This window comes from Arsukibacterium sp., assembly GCF_036735525.1.
GTDB lineage: Bacteria > Pseudomonadota > Gammaproteobacteria > Enterobacterales > Alteromonadaceae > Alishewanella.
In genome coordinates this window covers 1-21186 of sequence record NZ_DAINOE010000056.1, presented here as the reverse complement: position 1 = coordinate 21186, position 21186 = coordinate 1, and the positions used below count along the sequence as shown (strand labels likewise).

Annotated in this window: 12 protein-coding genes; 6 read left to right on the top strand and 6 right to left on the bottom strand. The window is 51.9% G+C overall.

Annotation, left to right across the window (positions count from 1 at the left end; all coding sequences use genetic code 11):
- The 4 genes from V7D78_RS11615 to V7D78_RS11600 form a co-directional block, all read left to right on the top strand.
- Positions 1-2475, top strand: a 2475-nt coding sequence (locus V7D78_RS11615; RefSeq protein WP_333608621.1) for an Ig-like domain-containing protein, incomplete at its 5' end; no start/stop codon positions are given.
- Between the two features lie 182 nt (positions 2476-2657).
- Positions 2658-3110 carry a hypothetical protein gene (locus V7D78_RS11610; RefSeq protein WP_333608620.1) on the top strand — a complete coding sequence of 151 codons (453 nt, stop codon included), beginning with the start codon at positions 2658-2660 and terminating at the stop codon, positions 3108-3110.
- Positions 3111-3186: 76 nt separating this feature from the next.
- Positions 3187-5118, top strand: coding sequence for an efflux RND transporter periplasmic adaptor subunit (locus V7D78_RS11605; RefSeq protein WP_333608619.1), 1932 nt, complete (start codon positions 3187-3189; stop codon positions 5116-5118).
- Positions 5108-9001, top strand: coding sequence for an efflux RND transporter permease subunit (locus V7D78_RS11600; protein WP_333608618.1), 3894 nt, complete (start codon positions 5108-5110; stop codon positions 8999-9001). The genes V7D78_RS11605 and V7D78_RS11600 overlap by 11 nt, the downstream gene beginning before the upstream one ends.
- A 39-nt stretch (positions 9002-9040) precedes the next feature.
- On the opposite strand, the gene V7D78_RS11595 is transcribed toward V7D78_RS11600, so the two are convergent.
- The 5 genes from V7D78_RS11595 to pepA form a co-directional block, all read right to left on the bottom strand.
- Positions 9041-11341: a carbohydrate binding family 9 domain-containing protein gene (locus tag V7D78_RS11595; protein WP_333608617.1), complete on the bottom strand. Its 2301-nt coding sequence runs from the start codon at positions 11339-11341 to the stop codon at positions 9041-9043.
- Positions 11342-11503: 162 nt separating this feature from the next.
- The gene (locus V7D78_RS11590) at positions 11504-12973 is read right to left on the bottom strand and encodes a Na+/H+ antiporter NhaC family protein (RefSeq protein ID WP_333608616.1); all 1470 of its coding nucleotides are present in this window, start codon (positions 12971-12973) and stop codon (positions 11504-11506) included.
- Positions 12974-13236: 263 nt separating this feature from the next.
- Positions 13237-16095 carry a valine--tRNA ligase gene (locus tag V7D78_RS11585; protein ID WP_333608615.1) on the bottom strand — a complete coding sequence of 953 codons (2859 nt, stop codon included), beginning with the start codon at positions 16093-16095 and terminating at the stop codon, positions 13237-13239.
- 17 nt (positions 16096-16112) lie between these two features.
- A complete protein-coding gene (locus tag V7D78_RS11580) occupies positions 16113-16562 on the bottom strand; it encodes a DNA polymerase III subunit chi (protein ID WP_333608614.1) in 450 nt (149 codons plus the stop codon).
- The gene (gene pepA / locus V7D78_RS11575; RefSeq protein ID WP_333608613.1) at positions 16562-18070 is read right to left on the bottom strand and encodes a leucyl aminopeptidase; all 1509 of its coding nucleotides are present in this window, start codon (positions 18068-18070) and stop codon (positions 16562-16564) included. The genes V7D78_RS11580 and pepA overlap by 1 nt, the downstream gene beginning before the upstream one ends.
- Before the next feature lie 212 nt (positions 18071-18282).
- Between pepA and lptF the strand changes: the two genes are divergently transcribed.
- Both lptF and lptG read left to right on the top strand, forming a co-directional pair.
- The gene (gene lptF / locus V7D78_RS11570) at positions 18283-19416 is read left to right on the top strand and encodes an LPS export ABC transporter permease LptF (protein ID WP_333608612.1); all 1134 of its coding nucleotides are present in this window, start codon (positions 18283-18285) and stop codon (positions 19414-19416) included.
- Position 19417: 1 nt separating this feature from the next.
- A complete protein-coding gene (gene lptG, locus V7D78_RS11565; protein WP_333608611.1) occupies positions 19418-20485 on the top strand; it encodes an LPS export ABC transporter permease LptG in 1068 nt (355 codons plus the stop codon).
- Positions 20486-20508: 23 nt separating this feature from the next.
- Here lptG and V7D78_RS11560 read toward each other — a convergent pair whose 3' ends face one another.
- The gene (locus V7D78_RS11560; protein ID WP_333608610.1) at positions 20509-21012 is read right to left on the bottom strand and encodes an RDD family protein; all 504 of its coding nucleotides are present in this window, start codon (positions 21010-21012) and stop codon (positions 20509-20511) included.
- Positions 21013-21186 lie beyond the last annotated feature (174 nt).

Sequence of the window (21186 nt, the reverse complement as noted above, 5' to 3'; positions counted from 1 at the left end):
ATCAGCGCGACGGCGTTGGATAACAACGGTAACCCGGTCAACGGCAGCACCAATGCCCAGCTGGATGCCGTCGATGCGGCCCTGAGTGTGAGCGCGACCGTGGATAACGGCGATGCGACGCTGGACATCAGCGGCAGCACCACCGATGTGGCCGAAGGCACCGTGGTGAACATCACCATTACGGATCAAAACGGCAACACCGTGAACACCACCGCCACCGTGCTGGCGGATGGCAGCTACCTGGTTGAAAACGTGGATGTGAGCGGCCTGACCGACGGTCCGCTGACCATCAGCGCGACGGCGTTGGATAACAACGGTAACCCGGTCAACGGCAGCACCAATGGCTCTTTAGACACTACTGCTCCAACTCTGGATATAACAACCACCGACTCAACTCTTTCAGCTGGTGAGTCAACCACTGTAACCTTTACCTTTAGCGAGAATGTAATTGGTTTTACTGCGGACGATATAACCATTTCAGGTGGAGTGCTGAGTGGTTTAACTCAGGATCCAAATAACCCTAATATTTGGACTGCTACTTTTGTCGCTTCCGGCACTGCTGCAATTGCTATTTCTGTTGCTGCTGGCAGCTATACCGATGTTGCAGGGAATGCAGGTGTAGGTGATAGTGTTGAAATTAACAGTACACCTGTTGCGGTAGCTGATACCTATCAGGTTGATGAGGATACCCAATTAACTGGTAACATTTTCAGTAATGATACAGATGTTGATGGTCACACCCTGACGTTACAGTCTTTTGTTATTAACGGTGTTACTTATACACCAGGTAGTGAAGCTATCGTTACTGGCCAAGGCACCCTGAGTATAGCTGCAGATGGTAATTTCACCTTTACTCCTGCTGCTAACTGGAGCGGTACCTTCCCAACTGTCACTTATACATTGAATGATGGACAGGGCGGTACGGCTTCTGCAGAGCTAAATATTGTTGTTAACCCTGTTGCTGATGCGCCTATTTTGAATGTTGTGTCTGAGGTTCTTTCATCTTCGCCAAACTTTACTATTACAACAGGTGCTGATGGCACTCTTACGGGTAATGGTATGTCGCAGGCTGATATTGAAGCTGCGCTTGGTTTAGCGGCAGGCTTCCTTGATAGCTTCAACCCAACAGGTGGCCCTATTAATCATAATGGCAATATTAATGCTATCGACGGTAACTTCAGTACCAGTGTGTTCCAATTACAATCCGGCTCTACTATAAATTTTGATTGGTCTTTTATTAATGGTGAGAATCTCGTTAATGAAATTCAAAGTGGTTATAACGACTTCGTACTGATGATTGTGACGGCTCCTGATGGTAGCAGGACGACTAAGTTGATTACGGCATCGGAGTTATTGGGCGCAGGAGTAAATGGTGCAGGAATTGAATCTTTCACGGCTACTCAAGATGGTGAATATCAGTTTGATTTTATTATTCTGAATGGACGTGATGCAGATAAAGACTCCAGTTTTTCAATCAATGGTGCTGAGGTTGTAGTTGATGGTATAAGTTATGGCATTCCCGTTGCTTTAACTATTAATGCGGCAGTAGCGGATTCAAGTGAGTTGCTGGTTGTATCTATAGCCGGTTTACCAGCAGGTAGTATTTTGTCTGCGGGTAACAATAATGGTGATGGCACATGGACACTGACTCAGGCGCAATTGAATGGGTTATTTTTCTACCCACCGACAGGTTTTAGCGGAAATCTTAACCTGACTGTTTCTGCTACCAGTTTTGACGGCACTGACAGTAGTACAGTTACAGCGATGATTAATGTTGCAGTTAACGTACCTATTACTGGTATGTCAACGGGCTCTAATATGGATACCGATGCTTTTGTCATTGATGATCAAATTGATATTATTGCTCAGACCAAAGCGCTTGCTGCCAATGCAAGTGTAGACCTGGCTGAAGACCAGCTGCAGCCGATAGTGGATGTGGTAAGCGCTGTCGCTGTGACATTGCCGGAAGATCAACTACAACCGATAGAGGATGTGTTGAGCTCTGTTATTGAGACACTGCCAGAAGAGCAACTGCAGCCGATAGAGGATGTGGTAAGCGCGGTCGTCGAGACACTGCCAGAAGATCAGCTGCAACCGATAGAGGATGTGGTGAACTCTGTTGTTGAGACACTGCCTGAACAAACAATTCTACCTATTGAGGCAGACGTTTTCAGTTGGGATTTTGCCGATAAAACAGACGCTTCAAATACTGTTGATTCTGCAGAAATAACTGATTTAACAGCTAGTCCCGAAGTGCTTAAATTTGATGAGTTGTTGCAGTTCGGAGATCAAAATGACCTGCTGCAGAATTTAAGCATGGAAGTTGATGCGTTATCAGGTAATGCAACACTGAATTACCACGGTAAGCAGGTGGCAGCTTTTGACATTAACAGTGTTGATTTGTCTGCATTTGGCACACAAGACGAAGCTATTATGTACTTGTTAAATAATGCTCACTCGAAAATTGAACATTAGTTTTGATGACATTTAAATAAATGGGAGCTTTGGCTCCCATTTTTATTCCAGACGGAAATCTCCGTCTGTTGTATATCGATACGATGCTGAGCATTCAAAATGCTAATCGCTATATTCTTTGACAAAACTACGTTAAATCACTATGTTGTTGCTTGAGTTTTAAGACTGGCATTTTACGAAATATGTTACTTACCCTGGCAAAACAGCAACGGCGCTGGACTATCCCTCTGATGGTCAGCTTGGCGTTTTCCTGGTGTATGATGTTTTGCAGTGGCTTAATGCAACTGGCGACCGCCGCTGAGTCGGCGACCCCTGACCGGGTTGCCGCAGCGCCAGCCTTACCGCCCTGCCATAGCCGTATGTCAGTAGCGCCGATGGACGCGACTGACACTGTTGGCCAATTGGTTAACGGCAACAGCACCCTAATCACAGATGACAGTTGTTTTGGCTGTGAGTCGGCAGCTGTGACCATTGCCGCTTTAGAGTTACCACCACTGTTGTTATGGTTAGAGGCGGTCACTGCACTGACCTTAGATAGCTTACCGGCACAACAACATAGCCTGTATTTAGCCCAGGGGCCGCCTTATCCGCGAACGACGCCCTTGTACCTGCAAAAATCTCTGCTCCTGATTTAAACCCTGCTGCTTAGTTAATGTTGGCTGCATGCGTTGGCATGTCCTGGCTATTTCATTTTTTCAGGCAGGATTTTTTATGTTTAATGTACACACCCGGGGCGCAGTCTTATTCAGTTGCTGCTTAATCGCCAGTTATACTGTGCTGGCCACCCCGCATCAACACGAGCACCAACACACAAATGAGCCGCATCAACACACATCAGCCCAAGCCTCTGCTATACCGGCACAAGGTGCCTTGGCGGCACTAAGTGCCCAGGCAACGACTATTTACACCTGCTCTATGCACCCGCATGTACACTCTGAAAACCCCAATGATCGCTGCCCGATTTGTGGTATGGCATTAATTGCCGTTGAGCAGGATGATGAGCCGCTTTCAGATAACCTGGGGGCGGATGAAAATGGCGCTGTGCTGCGCTTAAGCGCCAGAGCCAATGCGCTGCTGCAACCAGAGCTAACACCGGTGCGCCGCGGCCCGGCTACGGCCAGCTTAACCCTGGTGGGCAAGCTGGCGGCCGATCAAAGCCGTATCCAAACCATCAGTGCCTGGACCTCAGGGCGCATTGAAAAACTGTATCTTGATAGCACCGCCGTTGATGTTAAGGCGGGTCAGCCGATGGTAGAAATTTTTAACCCGGATTTAATTGTTATCCAGCAGGAATTGCTGCAAGCCAAGCAACTTAATGCCGGGCACGCCGGCGCCCGTGCCGGCGGTTTACCGGCCAGCAGTACTCTGGATGCAGCGCGGCGGCGCTTGCGTTTGCTGGGCGTGCCGGCACAGCAAATAGAGGCGATTTTGCAAAGCGAAAGCCTGCAGTATACGGTCACCATTAGTGCACCGGTATCGGGCCGGGTGATGGAAAAGCTGGTCAATAGCGGTGCCTATGTCAGCACCGGCCAGCCGCTGTTTACTGTGCTGGGGTTAGACTCAGTGTGGCTTGAGCTGGAAGCCTTTGAGCAGCAACTGGCGTTCATTCAGCCTGGGCAAAGCCTGACGGTTGAATTACTGGCGCTGCCCGGTGAGCCACTCACGGCAAAAGTCCTGCTGCTGGAGCCGGTGGTAGATGCTAACCGGCGTACCGTGCGGGTAAGAGCACTGTTGCCCAATAGCGATGGCCGCTTAAAGCCCGGTATGCTGGCCAGGGCCCAGCTGAGCAGTCAGCAAGATGATGTGTTACTTATTCCGGCCTCGGCGGCGTTATTTACCGGCGAGCGTGCTATCGTCTACGTCAAATTACAGGCTGAACGGCCAACCTATGCCGGGCGGCAGGTCACCTTGGGCCGGCGCTTTGGCGATCAGGTAGAGGTGCTGGCTGGGTTGAGTGAACACGAACTGGTGGTGAGCAAGGGCGCCATGCGCCTGGATAGCGAACTGCAAATTCGTGGTTTATCCAGCATGATGACACCGGATGGCGGCGGCGATCCCCATGCCGGCCATGCCCACGCCAGAGCTGCAGCCACAACCGCTGCTTCCAGCAAAGCGCTTGCGGCCTCAACAGCGCCCGCGGTTTCATCAGCGCCAGCGGTCACAACAGCGCCCGCGGCTTCAATAAGGAATGCGTCCGATTTTCAGTTAAGCGCCGCAGATGAGGCCAGCTTACTTGACGCTTACCGCAGCCTATATCTGGCACTAACCGAAGATAACCTAACGCAGTGGCAGCAAGGTACTGCGGCCTTTCATCAGGCGGTGGCGGCCATTAACTGGCCTGAGCATTTCCCGCGAATTGTGTCTGCGCTGCAGTTGGGGTCTGGTGAAAGCCAGCAGGTAACGAGTTTAAGCATGGCCCGTCAGCAATTTTATCAGCATAACCTGGGCTTATTACGCTTAGCCGAGCTGGGTGTGCTCGGTGATGGCTGGTATCAGGCTTATTGCCCGATGGCCCGCGCCGGTGAGGGCGCCTCCTGGTTACAACCTCAGCAAGCCATTTTAAACCCGTACTTTGGCCCCGCTATGCTGCGCTGTGGTGATATTAAGCAGCAATATACTGTTGGAGGTCAGCATGAACACTGAGCAGCGGGCGCAAGCTAAGCCGCGCGCCTGGTTTGAGCATGTGATGGCCGCTTGTATGCAGCAAAGGCTGGTATTGCTGTTATTGGCCGGGGTGTTGCTGGTAGCGGCGGTGGCCTATGCGCCCTTTGGCTGGAAAACCGGTATCCCGCTGCAACCGGTCGCGGTAGACGCTATTCCGAATTTGGGAGAAAACCAACAAATCGTTTTTACCGAATGGCCGGGGCGTTCACCACAGGATGTCGAAGATCAAATCAGTTACCCCTTGGGAGTCGCCTTAATGGGCGTGCCTGGGGTAAAGGATGTGCGCTCGCTGTCGATGTTTGGTTTTTCCAGTATTGCCGTAATTTTTGATGATGGCGTAGAGTTTTACTGGTCACGTACCCGCTTACTGGAAAAGCTGGCCAGTTTGGGGCCTGATGCGCTACCTGCGGGGGTGCAACCTACCTTAGGCCCGGATGCCACGGCACTGGGGCAGGTATTATGGTATACGCTGGAAGGGCAGGACGCCACAGGTAACAGCACTGGCGGCTGGGATTTAGATGAGCTCAGAGCCGTGCAGGACTGGTATCTGCGCAACGGCTTACTGGCCGCTGAAGGCATCAGCGAAGTGGCCTCTATTGGCGGTTATCAGCGTGAATATCAGGTTGAAGTAGACCCCGACTTGCTGCGGATTCATCAGGTGAGTCTGGCACAGGTCACCACGGCGGTGATGGCGTCTAATCTGGATGTCAGTGCCGGCAGTCGTGAGTTAAATGGCGTCGAATATCTCATTCGCGGCGTGGGTTTTATCAAACAACTGGCCGATATTGAACAAGCGGTCGTGCGACTGGCAGCAGACAATACACCGATAACCGTCGCCGATGTGGCTAGGGTGCAATTTGGCCCGGCACAGCGGCGCGGCGCCTTAGATGTTAATGGCGCCGAGGCCGTCGGCGGTGTGGTCACGGTGCGTGAGGGCTATAACCCACGGCAGGCCATTGATAATGTTAAACGCCGTTTAGTCGAGGTCAGCCGCGGCTTGCCCTCAAAAGCGGTGATTAACTGGCAAGAGGTGAGCCCCGCTGAAGTAGATGCCTTTGCGCTGGCGCAGCAATTACCTGCCTGGCAGGGGCGGGATCAGGCGGTGCAGCAGGCCTGGCTGAGTTTTTTACGGGCAACGCCTGCCGATGCCCGGCCAACCTGGCTGACACTAAGCCAGCTAACCGTAGTGCCCTTTTATGATCGCAGCGAGCTGATAGATGAAACCCTCGGCACCCTGCAAGATGCCTTATGGCAGCAATTGCTGGTCACTATAGTGGTGGTATTGGCGTTGCTGCTGCACATCAGAGCGGCGCTGGCGGTCAGTCTAATGTTGCCGATGGCGGTGCTGCTGAGCTTTTTAGCCATGAAATGGCTGGGGGTAGATGCCAACATAGTGGCGCTGGCCGGTATTGCTATTGCTATCGGTACTATTGTGGATATGGGCATTATTGTCAGCCAAAACCTGCTCAGGCAGCGGGAGCAGCAGCCTGAGCTTACGGCACGCGCGGCAGTAATGCGCGCCGGCACCGAAGTAGGGCCGGCTATGCTTACCGCCATCAGTACTACAGTGATCAGTTTTTTACCGGTATTTACCATGACCGGCGCCGAGGGCAAGCTATTTGGCCCCCTGGCTTACACCAAAACCTTTGTGTTGCTGGCCGCGGCCTTGCTGGCGTTAACGGTATTGCCGGTGCTGCTGTTGTGGTCGGCCTACCAGCCTAGGGTAGGCGATGTCATGCTGACGCGCTGGCCAGCGTTGGCGGCTTATCAGCAGCGTGTACAGCCCCGTTTGCAAAAACTGCGAGCCGTATTGCCTTTTTCAACCTGGCGGCTTGGCCACGCTGCGCTGGTGGTGATGTTACTGCTGGTTGCGCTAAGTTTGCTCAGTCAGGCATGGCAGCCTTTGGGGCCTATGGCCGGTGCCCTGCGTAATGGGGTATTTGTTCTGCTGTTAATCGGTGCTGTACTGGCTGGTTTTTTACTGTTCTTATGGGCATACCCGCGTTTATTGGCCGCATGTTTGCGGGCAAAGTGGCTGTTTTTATGTCTGCCGTTGCTACTGGTTGGCTATGGCGTCACCGTGTGGCTGGGCGCAGCGCAAACACTGGGCTGGGTGCCGGCGCTATACGCAAAGCTTGGCGGTGATGCTTCGCAGCTGCAGCATAATGAGCGCTGGGTTGATGTTAATCATCGTTATCCGGGGCTGGGTCGTGAGTTTATGCCCGCATTGGATGAGGGCGCCTTTTTACTGATGCCAAGCCTGATGCCGCATGCCTCTATCGGCGAAGCGCTGGCAGTATTGCAGCAGCAGGATGCGGCCATAGCGGCGATTCCGGAAGTACGCTCTGTGGTAGGTAAAATTGGCCGCGCAGAAACCGCATTAGACCCGGCGCCTTTGGGCATGATTGAAACCCTGATTCAATATCACAGCGAGTTTAAAACCGATGAACGTGGTCGGCGGCAGTATTTTAAGTACGATAGTAAAACAGCGGAGTTTGCCCGTGATGCTGCAGGTGAGCTGATTGCCGATGCAAACGGGCGGCCCTACCGCATCTGGCGCGAGCATATTCAATCACCGGATGATATCTGGCAGGAGATAGTGCGTGCGGCCCAGCTGCCAGGTGTTACCTCAGCGCCTAAATTACAACCTATCGAAACCCGCTTGCTCATGCTGCAAACCGGTATGCGTGCGGCTATGGGCATTAAATTATCTGCGCCAGATTTAGCCAGCCTCGATCAGCTGGCGCTTCAGCTTGAACAGCTGTTACGTCAGGCACCCGGGGTGCAAAGTGCCTCAGTCAGCGCTGAGCGGGTTGTGGGCCAACCTTATCTGGAGATAGTACCGGATCGCGCAGCTATTGCCCGTTTTGGTCTGAGTATGCAGCAGGTACAGCAAGCATTAGCCACAGCTATAGGGGGTATGGATGCCGGTCGCACGGTGGAGGGGCGTGAGCGCTATGGCATTAATGTGCGTTATATGCGCGAGCGGCGCGATAGCTTAGAGCAATTGGCACAGATATTAATTGATACGCCCAGCGGCTACCCGGTGCCACTGTCACAACTGGCAGAGATCCACTATCAACGCGGACCTACCATGATCCGCTCTGAAAACACCTTTTTAACTGCCTATGTCACCTTTGGTGCGCTAAGCGGCTGGGCCGAAGTGGACGTGATTGATGCGGTGGCTGATTACCTGGCCAGCAGTCAGCAAGCGGGCGACTGGCAGTTACCGGCCGGGGCCAGTTACAGCTTTGCCGGCAGTTTTGAACATCAGCAGCGCGCCAGTGCTACTTTGTTGTGGGTGATCCCCTTGTCGTTATTGCTGATTTTTATGCTGCTGTATTTGCAATTTCAGCGGGTGAGCACAGCGATGATGATTTTTAGTAGCATCAGTGTGGCCTGGGCCGGCGGCTTTATTATGCTGGATTTATTCGCCCAGTCCTGGTTTTTAAACTTCGACTGGTTTGATACTAACCTGCGGCAACTGTTTCAGTTGCAAAGCTATCATTTAAGCATAGCGGTCTGGGTCGGCTTTTTGGCATTGTTTGGCATAGCGGTCGATGATGGCGTGGTGATGGCCACTTACTTAAAGCAGCAGTTTGCCCAGGCTAAACCGGCTAACCGCGCCCAGGTGCGCTCGCTGGTGATGCAGGCTGCGCAAAAGCGTATTCGCCCCTGCTTAATGACCTCGGCGACCACTATACTGGCATTATTGCCGGTACTCACCGCCAGCGGTCGCGGCGCGGATCTCATGATACCCATGGCCATTCCGACGCTGGGGGGTATGCTGTTTGTACTACTCAGTGTCTTTATGGTGCCGGTGTTGTATTGCATAGTAGAAGAGCGGCGACTGGCAGTTTAAGCAAAGAGCCCCATGCTCAGGCATGGGGCTGACTGGCAGTTACAACAACCAGGCATAACTCATTTTAACAAAGGCGCTGCGTTGATCCCGCTTGAGATCGACTTGCTGATCATCTTCAAAGGCGTTATCGCCGTAACCGATAAAAAACACTGTTTGCGGGTTTAATTGATAAGAATACAGCAGCTGGCTGGTTAAGTTGCGCTGCCGCCGCTGAAACGCCGACTGCCAGGCGGCTTCATAGTTATCGAGGTTGCGGTCTAGCTGGCGGTAAATCAGCGCCAGCCGTAAAAAGCTTTGGTTATTAAACTGCCAGGTCAGCCGCAAATCGGTTAAATGAGCAGTAAACACCTGAGCCGATAAATAGCGCATCTCCGTCAAGGTATGGCGCAGACGAATATCCAGATGTTGATTGGCTGAGTAACTGGCATTGGCAATAATATGTTGCTGATCAGACAATCGCTCATTGGTTAAATCCAGTACTTCTGCTTCTTGCCAGTACAAATACATATTCAAATCGCGATGAGGGCGAATTTCAGCAAAGAGGTGCAGGCCGTATTCATTGTAACGCTCGGTATTACCGGCAATAGTAAGCAGGCTTTGGTCTTGCCGGTTGCCGACGCGTTGCCGCACAAAACTGCCCAGTTCCAACGTGCTGTTCATCTGCCCGGATAAGATGGCGTAGCTTTCCAGCTTTTTAGCTAAAAACTCACCGGCCGCGTTTTGGCTGGCAAAAGCATGGTTTAAAATGCGAAAACGATGAAAACGCTGCGGCTTAGTAAAAAACCAGGTGTAATCACCACCCAGTGCCAGCTCTTGCCAATCGGTTTCCGGTAAAAAGCCCAGATCGGCACGAAAATCTTTATCCCGCTTTTGATAGCGCAAATAGGCATGCCAATTGCGTTGCTGATGCAGATAGTTAAGCCGGTAGCCCTGACCTTGTAATGTGTCGTCGGCATTGACCCTCAGCGCGGCTTCATGGCTAAGTTGTGCGGCTAAATACTGCGGATACTGGGTCTGGGTGGCGACCCACTGCAGGGTTAAGGTATCGTGCGGGCTGATACGCCAGTTGTTGTCCAGCGACAGCACGGTATTGCGGTAATCATTGGCGCTACGTTGCGTTAGCAAGGCGCCGACCGTCAGATTGCTACTGGCGGCATAGCTATAGCTCAAGGCATGGTTTTGGCTGCTGCCCTGAAGTTGCGCTATGCGTGAGCCTAAATTGCCGGGGATCAATACGGTGGTTTGCTGATCATCAGTACTAAAGACACCAAAGGTGTGCTGTGCCATACGGCCGGTAAACTTAGCGCCGGCATTGGGCTCGGCAATATTACGGGTATGCACCAGATTCCACGGGCTGGCGAAATAGTCGGCATTTTCGGTGAAAAATGGCCGTTTTTCGGCAAAAAACAGTGTAAAAGGGTTGTTGATGCTCAGCGCTGCCGCATCGGCTTCTACCTGCGAGAAATCCGGGTTAAGGGTGGCATTTAACGTTAAATCGGGGGTGATGCCCCATTTTACATCCAAACTGAGCTCAGTATTGTTTTGGCTCTGCCAATCGCTGTCAGTAGCGAGGTCACGACCTTGTGCTATGCCGGTCACCAAGGCCGGCGCCACCACCAGTGAGCGACTGCGCTGGGCACTGGCAAAACCGCTTACCGGTGTCATCTGACACACCATACAGCGATTGTTGCGTTTAATTGGCGCGCTGGAAATACGCAGTTGCTGATCCCGTGGTAAAAAACGTACTAACTCAAAGGTCATGTTTTTAGCACCGGCCGTGGTCGGCATATTCAGGATATGCAAAGGGATGGCCATTTCCACCCTGAAGCCATGCTCAGTAATACGACCATATGCCTGCCAGTGACCGTCCCAGGCTGAGGATTCTCTGCCGGTCACCGCATTTTCGATAGCGTCGGCCTGACTGCCCAGCGGATTGACAAAAAACTGATAAGCCAGCTGTTGATTACCATAGGTATCTAACTTTAAACCGACCACATCATCTCCCCAGATCTGATCGCGGTTGCGATAGGCGGCGCGGATCTTTGCTGGCGTAGCGTCATGCGCATCAAAAGCGACATAAAGGGTGCTGCCATCGTCAAACAGGTAGCCCATGGTGTACACCTCGGCTTCCCCTTCATCTTGCGGCGCAGTTAAAAAACGAATGGGCACCTGCAGTGCCTGTTGCCACTGCGGCTCGTCCATATTACCATCCAGCACTATGGCTGGCCCGTCGCTGATGAGTGGAATATGCAGGCTATGCTGGGGAACTGCTGCTATGGCAGTGGCTAGCAATGACAAACAGACTGAGCAGGCGGTGAGAAAAAAACACAGGGGTTTCAAAGCGCTTTATTCCATTAGAGCATAAAAATGGCGCCACTGTACCCGAGCTTACCCAGTATGCCAATAACTAGTGCAGGGAGATGAGCTTAACGGCAAAAGGGGTGCGATTGACAGGCCCTCTAACTGAGCTGTCAATCGCTGTAGCTTTATACCTTGCTCAATTTACAGCATACCCAACGCAATAAAGCCAAAGAACGCTGCTATGGCGGCCATTAAGGCATAGGGGAATTGCGTCAGGGCGTGGCTCATCAGGTTACAGCCTGAGCCCTGGGCGGCCAGTACCGTTGAATCACTGTAAAAACAGGCCTGACTACCAAAAGAGCTGGCGGATAACAGCGCACCTATTACCAGTGGCACATTGGCATCCACCGCTACTGCTAATGGCATCACTATAGGGATAGACACGGCAAAAATACCCCAGCTGGAGCCGGTAACAAAAGCTAAGATAGCCATGGCCACAAACACCAGCGCCGGTAACATTTGCGCGGTCATGTAAGGGGACAGATTCTCAATGACGTACAGCGGTAGGCCGAGCTGATCACAGACATCTTTAAAGGTAAAGGCGGCAATCACAGTACAAATGGCCGGTAGCATGGTTTTAAAGCCGTGCATCATCAGCTCCATCATCTCAGTAAAGGGCATTAAACGCTGCGCCATATACATCGGGACGGTGACGATAAAGGTTAAAATTAATGCCGGCCAAATTTCAGCTTCAAACCAGATGGTAAAGCCAATCAGCATTAGCATCGGCAGTAAAAAGTTATACAGCTTACCGCCTTTTTTATCGGCGGCGTCAAACTCTTCTTCAAAGGCATCCATGGCAAAATCATCGCTGATATGGGTGTGCGAGGCGGCGGTTTCGGCCGGGGCATCGACATTGCCACTGGACTGTTGTGCGGCCAGCTCAGCTTTTTTCATCGGGCCAATTAACGGCATAACGCCTAAAATTACCAATGGCACTAGTATCAGCGCCAGCCAGGCATAAAGCATATAAGGAATGGCCGAGATATAGGTTTTAATACCATTGGGATCGGTCTCTGGCGCTATGCCATTGGCCACCAGCAAGCCGCCAAAAAAGATCGCCCAGGTTGAAATGGGCACCAGTACACACATAGGGGCCGCAGTAGAGTCGACCACATAGGCCAGCATTTCCCGTGATACCTTATATTTGTCGGTAATGCGTTTCATGGTTTCACCCACCGTCAGCGCATTTAAATAATCATCAATAAAGATAATTAAGCCCAGCAAATAAGTCATAAACAAAGAGGGTTTGCGGCCACTGGCATATTGCTGTGCCATGCGGCCAAAGGCAAAGGCACCGCCGGTGTGCACCAGTAAGGCGATCAGGGCGCCAAAGCCGCCACAGACTAAAATTAACCAGCCTATGGTTTCGTCTTGCATGACCCGCACTGAGGTTTCGCCTAAATTAAATAAGGCGTCGCTGGGAGAGATCAGGATTAAGCCGGCGGCAGCGCCCAGCACTAAAGCCAGAATAGGGCGTTTTAACCAGATGGCAAAAGCCAGGACAACGATGGCGGGAATTAAACTAATAGCACTAGGTGCGATGGCGGCCGCTTCGACCGCCGCTGCAACAGGTTCGGCCAAACTCCCTAAGGTGGTATCTGCTGACATGGTTGTTATTCTCGTAAAAAGTCCGGTTGACCGGCAAAAAGTTAAGTGTACCGTTGCAGCAGATAGCGCAATTCAACGGCGCGATTTTTTTGTATCAAGGGTATTATTGTTATGATTGGTTATACAGGCGCAATCATAGCAAAAAATATTTTTTGTACAAATGGATTATTAGCTGTGCCAGCTCAGCAGTCTGGTCTGTTGGCCATAAAAAAACGGCGCCATGAATGGCGCCGTCTGTTTTCAGCCAGTAAGGCTGGTCACACTTAAATTGCCGCTATTTCGGCCTGCTGCGCTTGCAGCTTGGCTACCGCCTGTTCCAGCTCGGCTTGTTTAGCGCGCTCTTTTTCCAGTACGGCTTCAGGGGCCTTGGCGACAAAGCCCTGATTGGCCAGCTTACCGGCTACCCGCGACAGCTCTTGCTGGGTTTTCTCCAGTTGCTTGGTAATGCGGCTAAGCTCAGCGTCTTTATCAATTAAACCGGCCATCGGGATCAGCAAGTCCATGTTGCCAATCAGCTGGGTGGCGCAGGCGGGGGCTTGCTCGTCTGCAGCTAGCACACTGATGTTATCCAGTTTCGCCAGGTTCATTAAAAAGCTCTGGTTCTCTGTTAATCGCCGCTGCTCGTCAGTATTGAGGTTTCTCAGCATAATACTTAACGGCTTGCTCGGCGCGATATTCATCTCACCGCGCACGTTACGAATAGCGGTGATCACCGCCTTTAACCATTCCAAATCGTTAATAGCGCTGTCATCTGCCAGTGCCAGCTCGGCCTCTGGATAAGGCTGCAGCATAATGCTGTCGGCATTGATGTTGACCAGCGGTTTGACCGATTGCCAGATGGTTTCGGTAATAAAGGGCATAATAGGGTGCATTAAGCGCAGCAGGCTTTCCAGCACCGTTAACAATGTATGACGGGTAGCGCGTTGTTGCTGCTCATTGCCTTTAAACAGTACTGGCTTAGTCAGCTCTAAATACCAGTCACAGAACTGGTTCCAGGTAAATTCATATAAGGCGCTGGCCGCTAAATCAAAACGGTAGCTGTCAATATACTTGGTAACCTGTTTTACCGTGTGCTGGTATTGCGCCAAAATCCATTTATCGGCTAATGACAGCTGCATAGCGCCGCCGTTAAAGCCGCAATCCTGGCCTTCGGTGTTCATTAATACATAGCGGCTGGCGTTCCATAGCTTATTACAGAAGTTGCGATAGCCTTCTAAGCGCTTCATATCCCAGTTAATGTCGCGACCGGTAGAGGCCAGCGCCGCCAGGGTAAAGCGCACGGCATCAGTGCCGCTGGCAGTAATGCCGTCCGGGAATTGCTTACGGGTACGCTCGGCAATTTTCTCGGCATCTTTGGGCTGCATCATATTGCTGGTACGTTTGGCCAGTAACTGATCCAGCGTAATGCCGTCAATCATATCCAGCGGGTCAATGACATTGCCCTTTGACTTGGACATTTTATCGCCATTTTCATCACGAATAAGCCCGGTGACATACACCGTTTTAAAGGGTACCTGCGGCTTGCCATTATCTTCTTTGACAAAGTGCATGGTCATCATGATCATGCGCGCGACCCAAAAGAAAATAATATCAAAACCGGTAACCAACACATCGGTTGGGTGGAAGTTCTTCAGATCCTCGGTTTGCTCGGGCCAGCCCAGGGTAGAGAAGGTCCACAAGGCCGAACTGAACCAGGTGTCGAGCACGTCGTCATCCTGGCGCAAACTGATGTTATCGGCCAGTTGATACTGCGCCCGCACTTCGGCTTCGCTGCGCCCGACATACACCTTGCCGTCGTTATCGTACCAGGCCGGAATACGGTGGCCCCACCATAGCTGGCGCGAAATACACCAGTCCTGAATGTCACGCATCCAGCTGTAGTACATGTTTTCATATTGCTTGGGCACAAACTGGATATCACCGTTCTGCACCGCTTCAGTAGCGGTTTTTGCCAACGGGGCTACCCGGACATACCATTGATCGGTTAACAGCGGTTCTATTACCACGCCGCTGCGATCGCCATACGGCAGGGTGTTAGTATGGGCTTCTACTTTGTCGAGTAAACCCAGCTGCTCAAAGGCGGCAACAATGGCCTTGCGCGCCACATAACGATCCAGCCCCTGATACTCAGCCGGTATCGCCGCGCTTACTGCCGGATTGGCTTCACCATTGCTAAAAAAGCATTCGCCGTCAGCGCGAATAGTGGCATCCTGCGTCAGGATGTTAATCATTGGCAGCTGCTGACGTTTGCCCACTTCATAGTCATTAAAATCGTGCGCCGGGGTAATTTTGACGCAGCCGGTGCCTTTTTCCATATCAGCATGTTCATCGGCGACTATCGGAATACGGCGGTTGACCAAGGGCAGCAGAATCTCTTTGCCGATTAACGCCTGATAGCGCTCATCGTTCGGGTTAACGGCCACGCCGGTATCGCCGAGCATGGTTTCTGGCCGGGTAGTGGCCACCACTAAGTAATCTTTACCCTCCGCCGTGGTAGCGCCATCGGCCAGCGGGTAGCGCAGGTGCCACATCTGGCCTTGCTGATCTTTGTTTTCAACTTCCAGATCTGAAATGGCGGTGTGTAGCTTCGGATCCCAGTTAACTAAACGCTTGCCGCGATAAATCAAATCATCCTGATACAGCCTTACAAAAACTTCCTGCACCGCATTCGACAGGCCAGCGTCCATGGTAAAGCGTTCCCGATCCCAGTCAACCGAGTTACCTAAACGGCGCATCTGGCTGGTGATGGTGCCGCCAGATTCGGCTTTCCAGTCCCAAACCTTTTCAATAAAGGCTTCGCGGCCCATGGCATGGCGGCCAGGTAAACCGGCTGCGGCCAGCTGGCGCTCTACCACCATCTGAGTGGCGATACCGGCATGATCGGTGCCCACCTGCCATAGCGTATTTTTGCCTTTCATCCGCTGATAGCGGGTAAGGGCATCCATAATGGTTTGCTGAAAAGCATGGCCCATATGCAAACTGCCAGTGACATTTGGCGGTGGGATCATAATGCAGTAGCCATTGCCCGGACGGTTGTCGCCATTAGGTTTAAAGTAGCCTTTGCTTTCCCAGGCCTGATACATAGCCTGTTCGATGTCACTGGGGTTGAAGGTTTTTTCCATGAGAAAGTCCTGCTGGATCAGTCAAGGTTAATGGTGCTGGGCACCAGGCCTGACTGTCGATATTGCTTATAACGTTCCCGCGCCTGCGCTTTTAACGCGGGCTCTGAGGGAACAAATTCGATAACACTGGCAAAACGCCGGGCAAAATCGGGCATATCTGTAGACAGATTAATCAGTACCTGACGGCTTTGTTTCGGCGCCTGCCAGCCAATTTCAACCGGGGCACCGCGGCCCGGGCCTTCGCCCATCAGGTTGTGCGGCACAAAGCGCTCGGCATCAAACTGCCATAGCAGCTCGTCCATCAATTCGGCGGCTGCCTGATCAGCGGTGTAGACAAAGACCCGTTTATTGTCGCGGTATAAGTCGGCACAAAGCTGACAGGCATAAGCAAAATGAGCTGGCGCAGGCGACAGCTCATGGTCAGGTGAATGCGGGCGCTCGGCCAGCACATAAAAGGTTACCGCCATTAATGATCCTGGTTGTGACCGGCCCGGTTAATTAAAAACTGGGTCAGTAACGCCACTGGCCGGCCGGTTGAGCCTTTATCTTTACCCCCACTGCGCCAGGCGGTACCGGCAATATCCAGATGCGCCCAGTTATATTTGCGGGTAAATTTTGATAAGAAACAGGCAGCAGTAATAGTACCGGCAGCACGGCCCCCCAGGTTGCTAAAATCAGCAAAGGGGCTTTCCAGTTGCTCATGATAATCATCCCACAACGGCAGGCGCCAGGCTCTGTCACCACTTTGCTCAGAGGCATTTAAAATTTCATGCGCCAGCGGGTTATGGTTACTTAACAGGCCACTGGCATGCTTGCCCAGCGCAATCACACAGGCGCCGGTGAGGGTGGCAACGTCTATTACCAGCTCAGGGTCAAAGCGCTCAACATAGGTCAGCGCATCGCACAACACTAAGCGGCCTTCGGCGTCGGTATTCAGTACTTCGACAGTTTGCCCTGACATAGTGGTTAAAATGTCACCCGGCCGGTAGGCGTTGGCATCAGGCATGTTTTCTGCCGCAGCCAGTACCGCTACTATATTTAATGGCAGACCCAGCGCAATTACCGCATGCATAGTGCCCAGCACTGAGGCTGCGCCACACATGTCGTATTTCATCTCGTCCATGCCATCGCCCGGTTTCAGGCTGATGCCGCCCGAGTCAAAGGTCAGGCCTTTACCCACTAACACCAGTGGCGCGGCGTCGCTGGCGGCACCCTGATATTTAATGACAGACATTTTAGGCCCATTGACCGAGCCGCGACCAACGGCCAGATAAGAGTGCATGGCATGGGCAGCCAGCTCTTCTGTGCCTAATACTTCGACGCTGACTTTATCGGATAACTCGACCAGCGCTTGTGCCTGCTCGGCTAAATAGGCCGGCGTGCAGATATTGGGCGGCAGGTTGCCAACATCTTTACATTGTTTAATGCCGGCGGCGATGGCCAGGCCTTGCTCTACTGCACGTTCGCCAATGGTTAAATCACGGCGGGTCGGCACATTAAACACAATTTTGCGCAGAGGGCGGCGGGTTTCGTCTTTTTTGCTTTTTAAGCGGTCAAACACATACAGGCAGTCTTGGGTGGTTTCCACCGCATGCCGTACTTTCCAGTAGGTATCGCGGCCTTTCACGTGCAATTCAGATAAAAAGCATACCGCTTCCATCGAGCCGGTTTCGTTTAAGGTGCTGATGGTTTTGGCAATAATTTGCCGGTACTGGCGTTCATCTAATTCGCGTTCTTTGCCACAACCGACTAATAATACCCGCTCGCTCAGTACATTGGGCACATGGTGTAACAACAACATCTGGCCTGGCTTGCCTTCTAAGTCGCCACGGCGTAATAAGTTGCTGATATACCCTTCACTGATTTTATCCAGTTGTTCTGCTACTGCGGAAAGACGACGCGGTTCGTACACGCCGACAACAATACATGCACTGCGTTGTTTTTCCGGACTTCCGCTTTTTACGCTGAACTCCATACTGACTCCTGATTCTAAGAGATTGTGCTACTATGACGGCCATCTTTGCAGATTTTCGTGATAAAGCATGCTATACCAATGGCTGAATTCTACCGCGAATCCAGAAAAAAGCTCGGATTTAGCGCTACTTTGACTGATAATAATGGCAATAAACACCAAGTTTACTTAAAAATCGCCAGGGTTCCAGCAAAAAGACCGGTTTAGGGGGCATTTTGATTATTTTTCGTTATCTGATTGGGGAGGTCTTTCGCACCCAGTTAGCGGTTTTTTTGATCCTGACCACCATCATTATCAGCCAGCGTTTTGTCAAAATTTTAGCCGATGCCTCTGAAGGGGATATCCCGGGCCAACTGGTGATGAGCATAGTGGCGTTAAAGCTGCCGCAACTGGCGGTGATTATTTTACCCTTAAGTGCGTTTTTAGGTATTTTAGTGGCCTATGGCCGGGTCTATGCCGACAGTGAAATGACGGTACTGCACGCCACCGGCGTCAGTGAATGGTATATCACCCGCTTAACCTTGTTGTTATCTATTGTTATGGCCATTCTGGCCGCCAGCGTAACCTTGTATTTCAGCCCCTGGGCCACCGAGCGTGAGTATGAACTGTTGGAGCGGGTAGAGTCTGACGCCGGTTTCTTTTCGGTGGTGCCGGGGCGTTTTCAGCACACCTCTAATGAGAAAGCAGTGATCTTTGTGCAGGACGTCAGCCGCTCGGGTAACCAGCTGGCCAGGGTATTTGTAGCACAAACGCTGATTAAAAACGGCCAGAGCCAGCATGCTATCGTCTATGCCGAAAGCGGCTCGGTCACTGAAGATGCGCAAACCGGTGCGCAAATGCTGCAACTCGAGCAAGGCCGGCGCTATGCCGGTGATGTGAATTCACCGGCCTATGAAGTGACCGAATTTGGCCGCTATCAAATTCAGATCCGTGAGCAGGAAGTTGAGCAACGCCGGCGTAAGTTAAATGCGCTAAGCACCCCGGCGCTAATGCAGGAAACCAGTGCCGAAGCCGTGGCCGAATGGCACTGGCGTATTGCTATTCCGTTGTCTATCCCCATTCTGACGCTGATTGCAGTGCCGCTGGCACGGGTTAACCCCCGTCAGGGTAAGTTTGGCCGTTTATTGCCGGCGTTATTGCTGTATCTGGGCTATTACGCCTTGTTAATTATTGGCCGCTCGGCGCTGGAAGATGGCAAAATTCCAGCGCAATTTGGCATGTGGTGGATCCATATCAGTGGCTTAGTATTTGGCATAGTGCTACTGATGCAGCAGCGCAGCAGTACCCAACGGCTGCGCGCCTGGCTGGTGGGGCGAAAGCTGGCCGATAATCAAGGAGTGAGTAAGTAAGATGCTGAAAATTCTTGATCTGTATATCGGGCGCACCATTTTAACCACCACAGTGATGACTTTGGCCGTGCTGATGGGTTTATCGTCGATGTTCCGCTTTATTGATCAGATGCGCGCTATCGGCCGTGGTTATTATGATGTGGTGCATGCCGCCTTGTTTACGCTATATAGCATGCCTGGCGATTTGGTGACGTTTTTCCCGATGGCGGCCTTAATTGGCGGCTTAATTGGTCTTGGCATGATGGCCAGCAGCAGCGAGCTGGTGGTGATGCAGGCAGCGGGTTTATCAAGGCTGAACATTATTAATTCTGTAATGAAATCAGCGATATTAATGGTATTGGCCATGATGGCGCTGGCGGAATGGGGCGCGCCAATCAGTGACCGAGCGGCCAGAGAGCTGCGCATTAAAGCTATTTCAGATGGCAATTTATTTGCCGCCCGCCAAGGGGTCTGGGCCAAAGATGGCGATAATTTTGTCAATATTAAAGAGGTGGATGATCAGGGTAATCTGGTTGAAGTGATTATTTATCAGTTTAATGCCGAGGCCACCTTACACAGTGTCACCAGTGCTCATTCAGCGCAGTTTATCGACGATGCCTGGCGTTTGCAGCAGGTCACCGAGCTGACCTTTACTGAACAGCAAATATTGTCCCGGCAGGCGGACAGCCAGCGCTGGCGCTCTACTTTAACACCGGACAAGCTGGGCGTGGTGACGATAAAACCGGAAATGTTATCGCTCAGAGGCCTGACCGAATATGTCGATTACCTGCAGCAAAATGATCAGGATGCCAGCCGGTATCAGCTGGCGTTTTGGCGCAAAGCCTTGCAGCCGCTTACGGTCATTGCCATGTTATTAATGGCGCTGTCTTTTATCTTTGGCCCACTGCGCAGTGTCACTATGGCTGCCAGGGTATTGCTGGGCATTTTTACCGGCTTTGGTTTTTATATGGCCAATGAGGTATTTGGCCCATTGGCGCTGGTGTACCGCTTGCCGCCATTAGCTGGTGCTATGTTACCCAGTGTGCTGTTTATTTTGCTGTCGGTGTATCTGATGCGCAAAAAGGTTTGATTAAAACTGATGTAAACGGCCAGTTATCTGGCCGTGCTGTGCAGGTTTAATACTTTGCTTTGTTCTTTGGTTAATACAATCATCTGGCTGTCTGTCAGCTGATCTTGTAATGCCAACCCCTTACCCCAGCGCACTAATAACCATAGATTACCTAGCCCCGCCAGTGCCAGCACGGCTCTTAGCAGCGCTTGCTTAGCAGTCAGTGGCGCGCCATTTTGCTGCACCACCAATAACCGCCAGGCACGCATGCCAAGGGTTTGGCCGGCCTTGCACCAAAAGTACATAAAAAAGCCAATAATCACCGAGAGTAAATAGCCCAAATACAGCCAGCGCTGCACACCACTGCTTAACCAGTGCGCCATATCGGTATAGCCAGCCAGCGACACCAGCCCAAGCCACACCAGGCACTGTACCAGCAGTAACGCCAATCCAGCGGCCAGCATCACTACTGCCGCCAGTACTAACACATCATAAATAATCGCCGCCAAACGACGAGCCAGACCAGCACGCGGAGCTGTAGCAAACATAGCGGGTACCCTGAAAAAAATTTTGCAGAGTGTAGCATGCGCCCGCCGTTTTTCGAAGCTGCTGCAATTTTGTGCAACTAAGCCCGCTAAACATAAATTCGCTTGCGCAACGCCACTGTCATCGTATAATGCAGGCGTTTACCTCATAATATCCCTCAGTGCCTGGGTGGCGAA

What these genes read in the sequence shown, in the direction of transcription:
- pepA (WP_333608613.1), bottom strand. Translation starts at nt 18,070, where the DNA reads ATGGAGTTCAGCGTAAAAAGCGGAAGTCCGGAAAAACAACGCAGTGCA.
- V7D78_RS11590 (WP_333608616.1), bottom strand. Translation starts at nt 12,973, where the DNA reads ATGTCAGCAGATACCACCTTAGGGAGTTTGGCCGAACCTGTTGCAGCG.
- V7D78_RS11600 (WP_333608618.1), top strand. Translation starts at nt 5,108, where the DNA reads ATGAACACTGAGCAGCGGGCGCAAGCTAAGCCGCGCGCCTGGTTTGAG.
- V7D78_RS11610 (WP_333608620.1), top strand. Translation starts at nt 2,658, where the DNA reads ATGTTACTTACCCTGGCAAAACAGCAACGGCGCTGGACTATCCCTCTG.
- lptG (WP_333608611.1), top strand. Translation starts at nt 19,418, where the DNA reads ATGCTGAAAATTCTTGATCTGTATATCGGGCGCACCATTTTAACCACC.
- V7D78_RS11585 (WP_333608615.1), bottom strand. Translation starts at nt 16,095, where the DNA reads ATGGAAAAAACCTTCAACCCCAGTGACATCGAACAGGCTATGTATCAG.
- V7D78_RS11580 (WP_333608614.1), bottom strand. Translation starts at nt 16,562, where the DNA reads ATGGCGGTAACCTTTTATGTGCTGGCCGAGCGCCCGCATTCACCTGAC.
- V7D78_RS11560 (WP_333608610.1), bottom strand. Translation starts at nt 21,012, where the DNA reads ATGTTTGCTACAGCTCCGCGTGCTGGTCTGGCTCGTCGTTTGGCGGCG.
- V7D78_RS11605 (WP_333608619.1), top strand. Translation starts at nt 3,187, where the DNA reads ATGTTTAATGTACACACCCGGGGCGCAGTCTTATTCAGTTGCTGCTTA.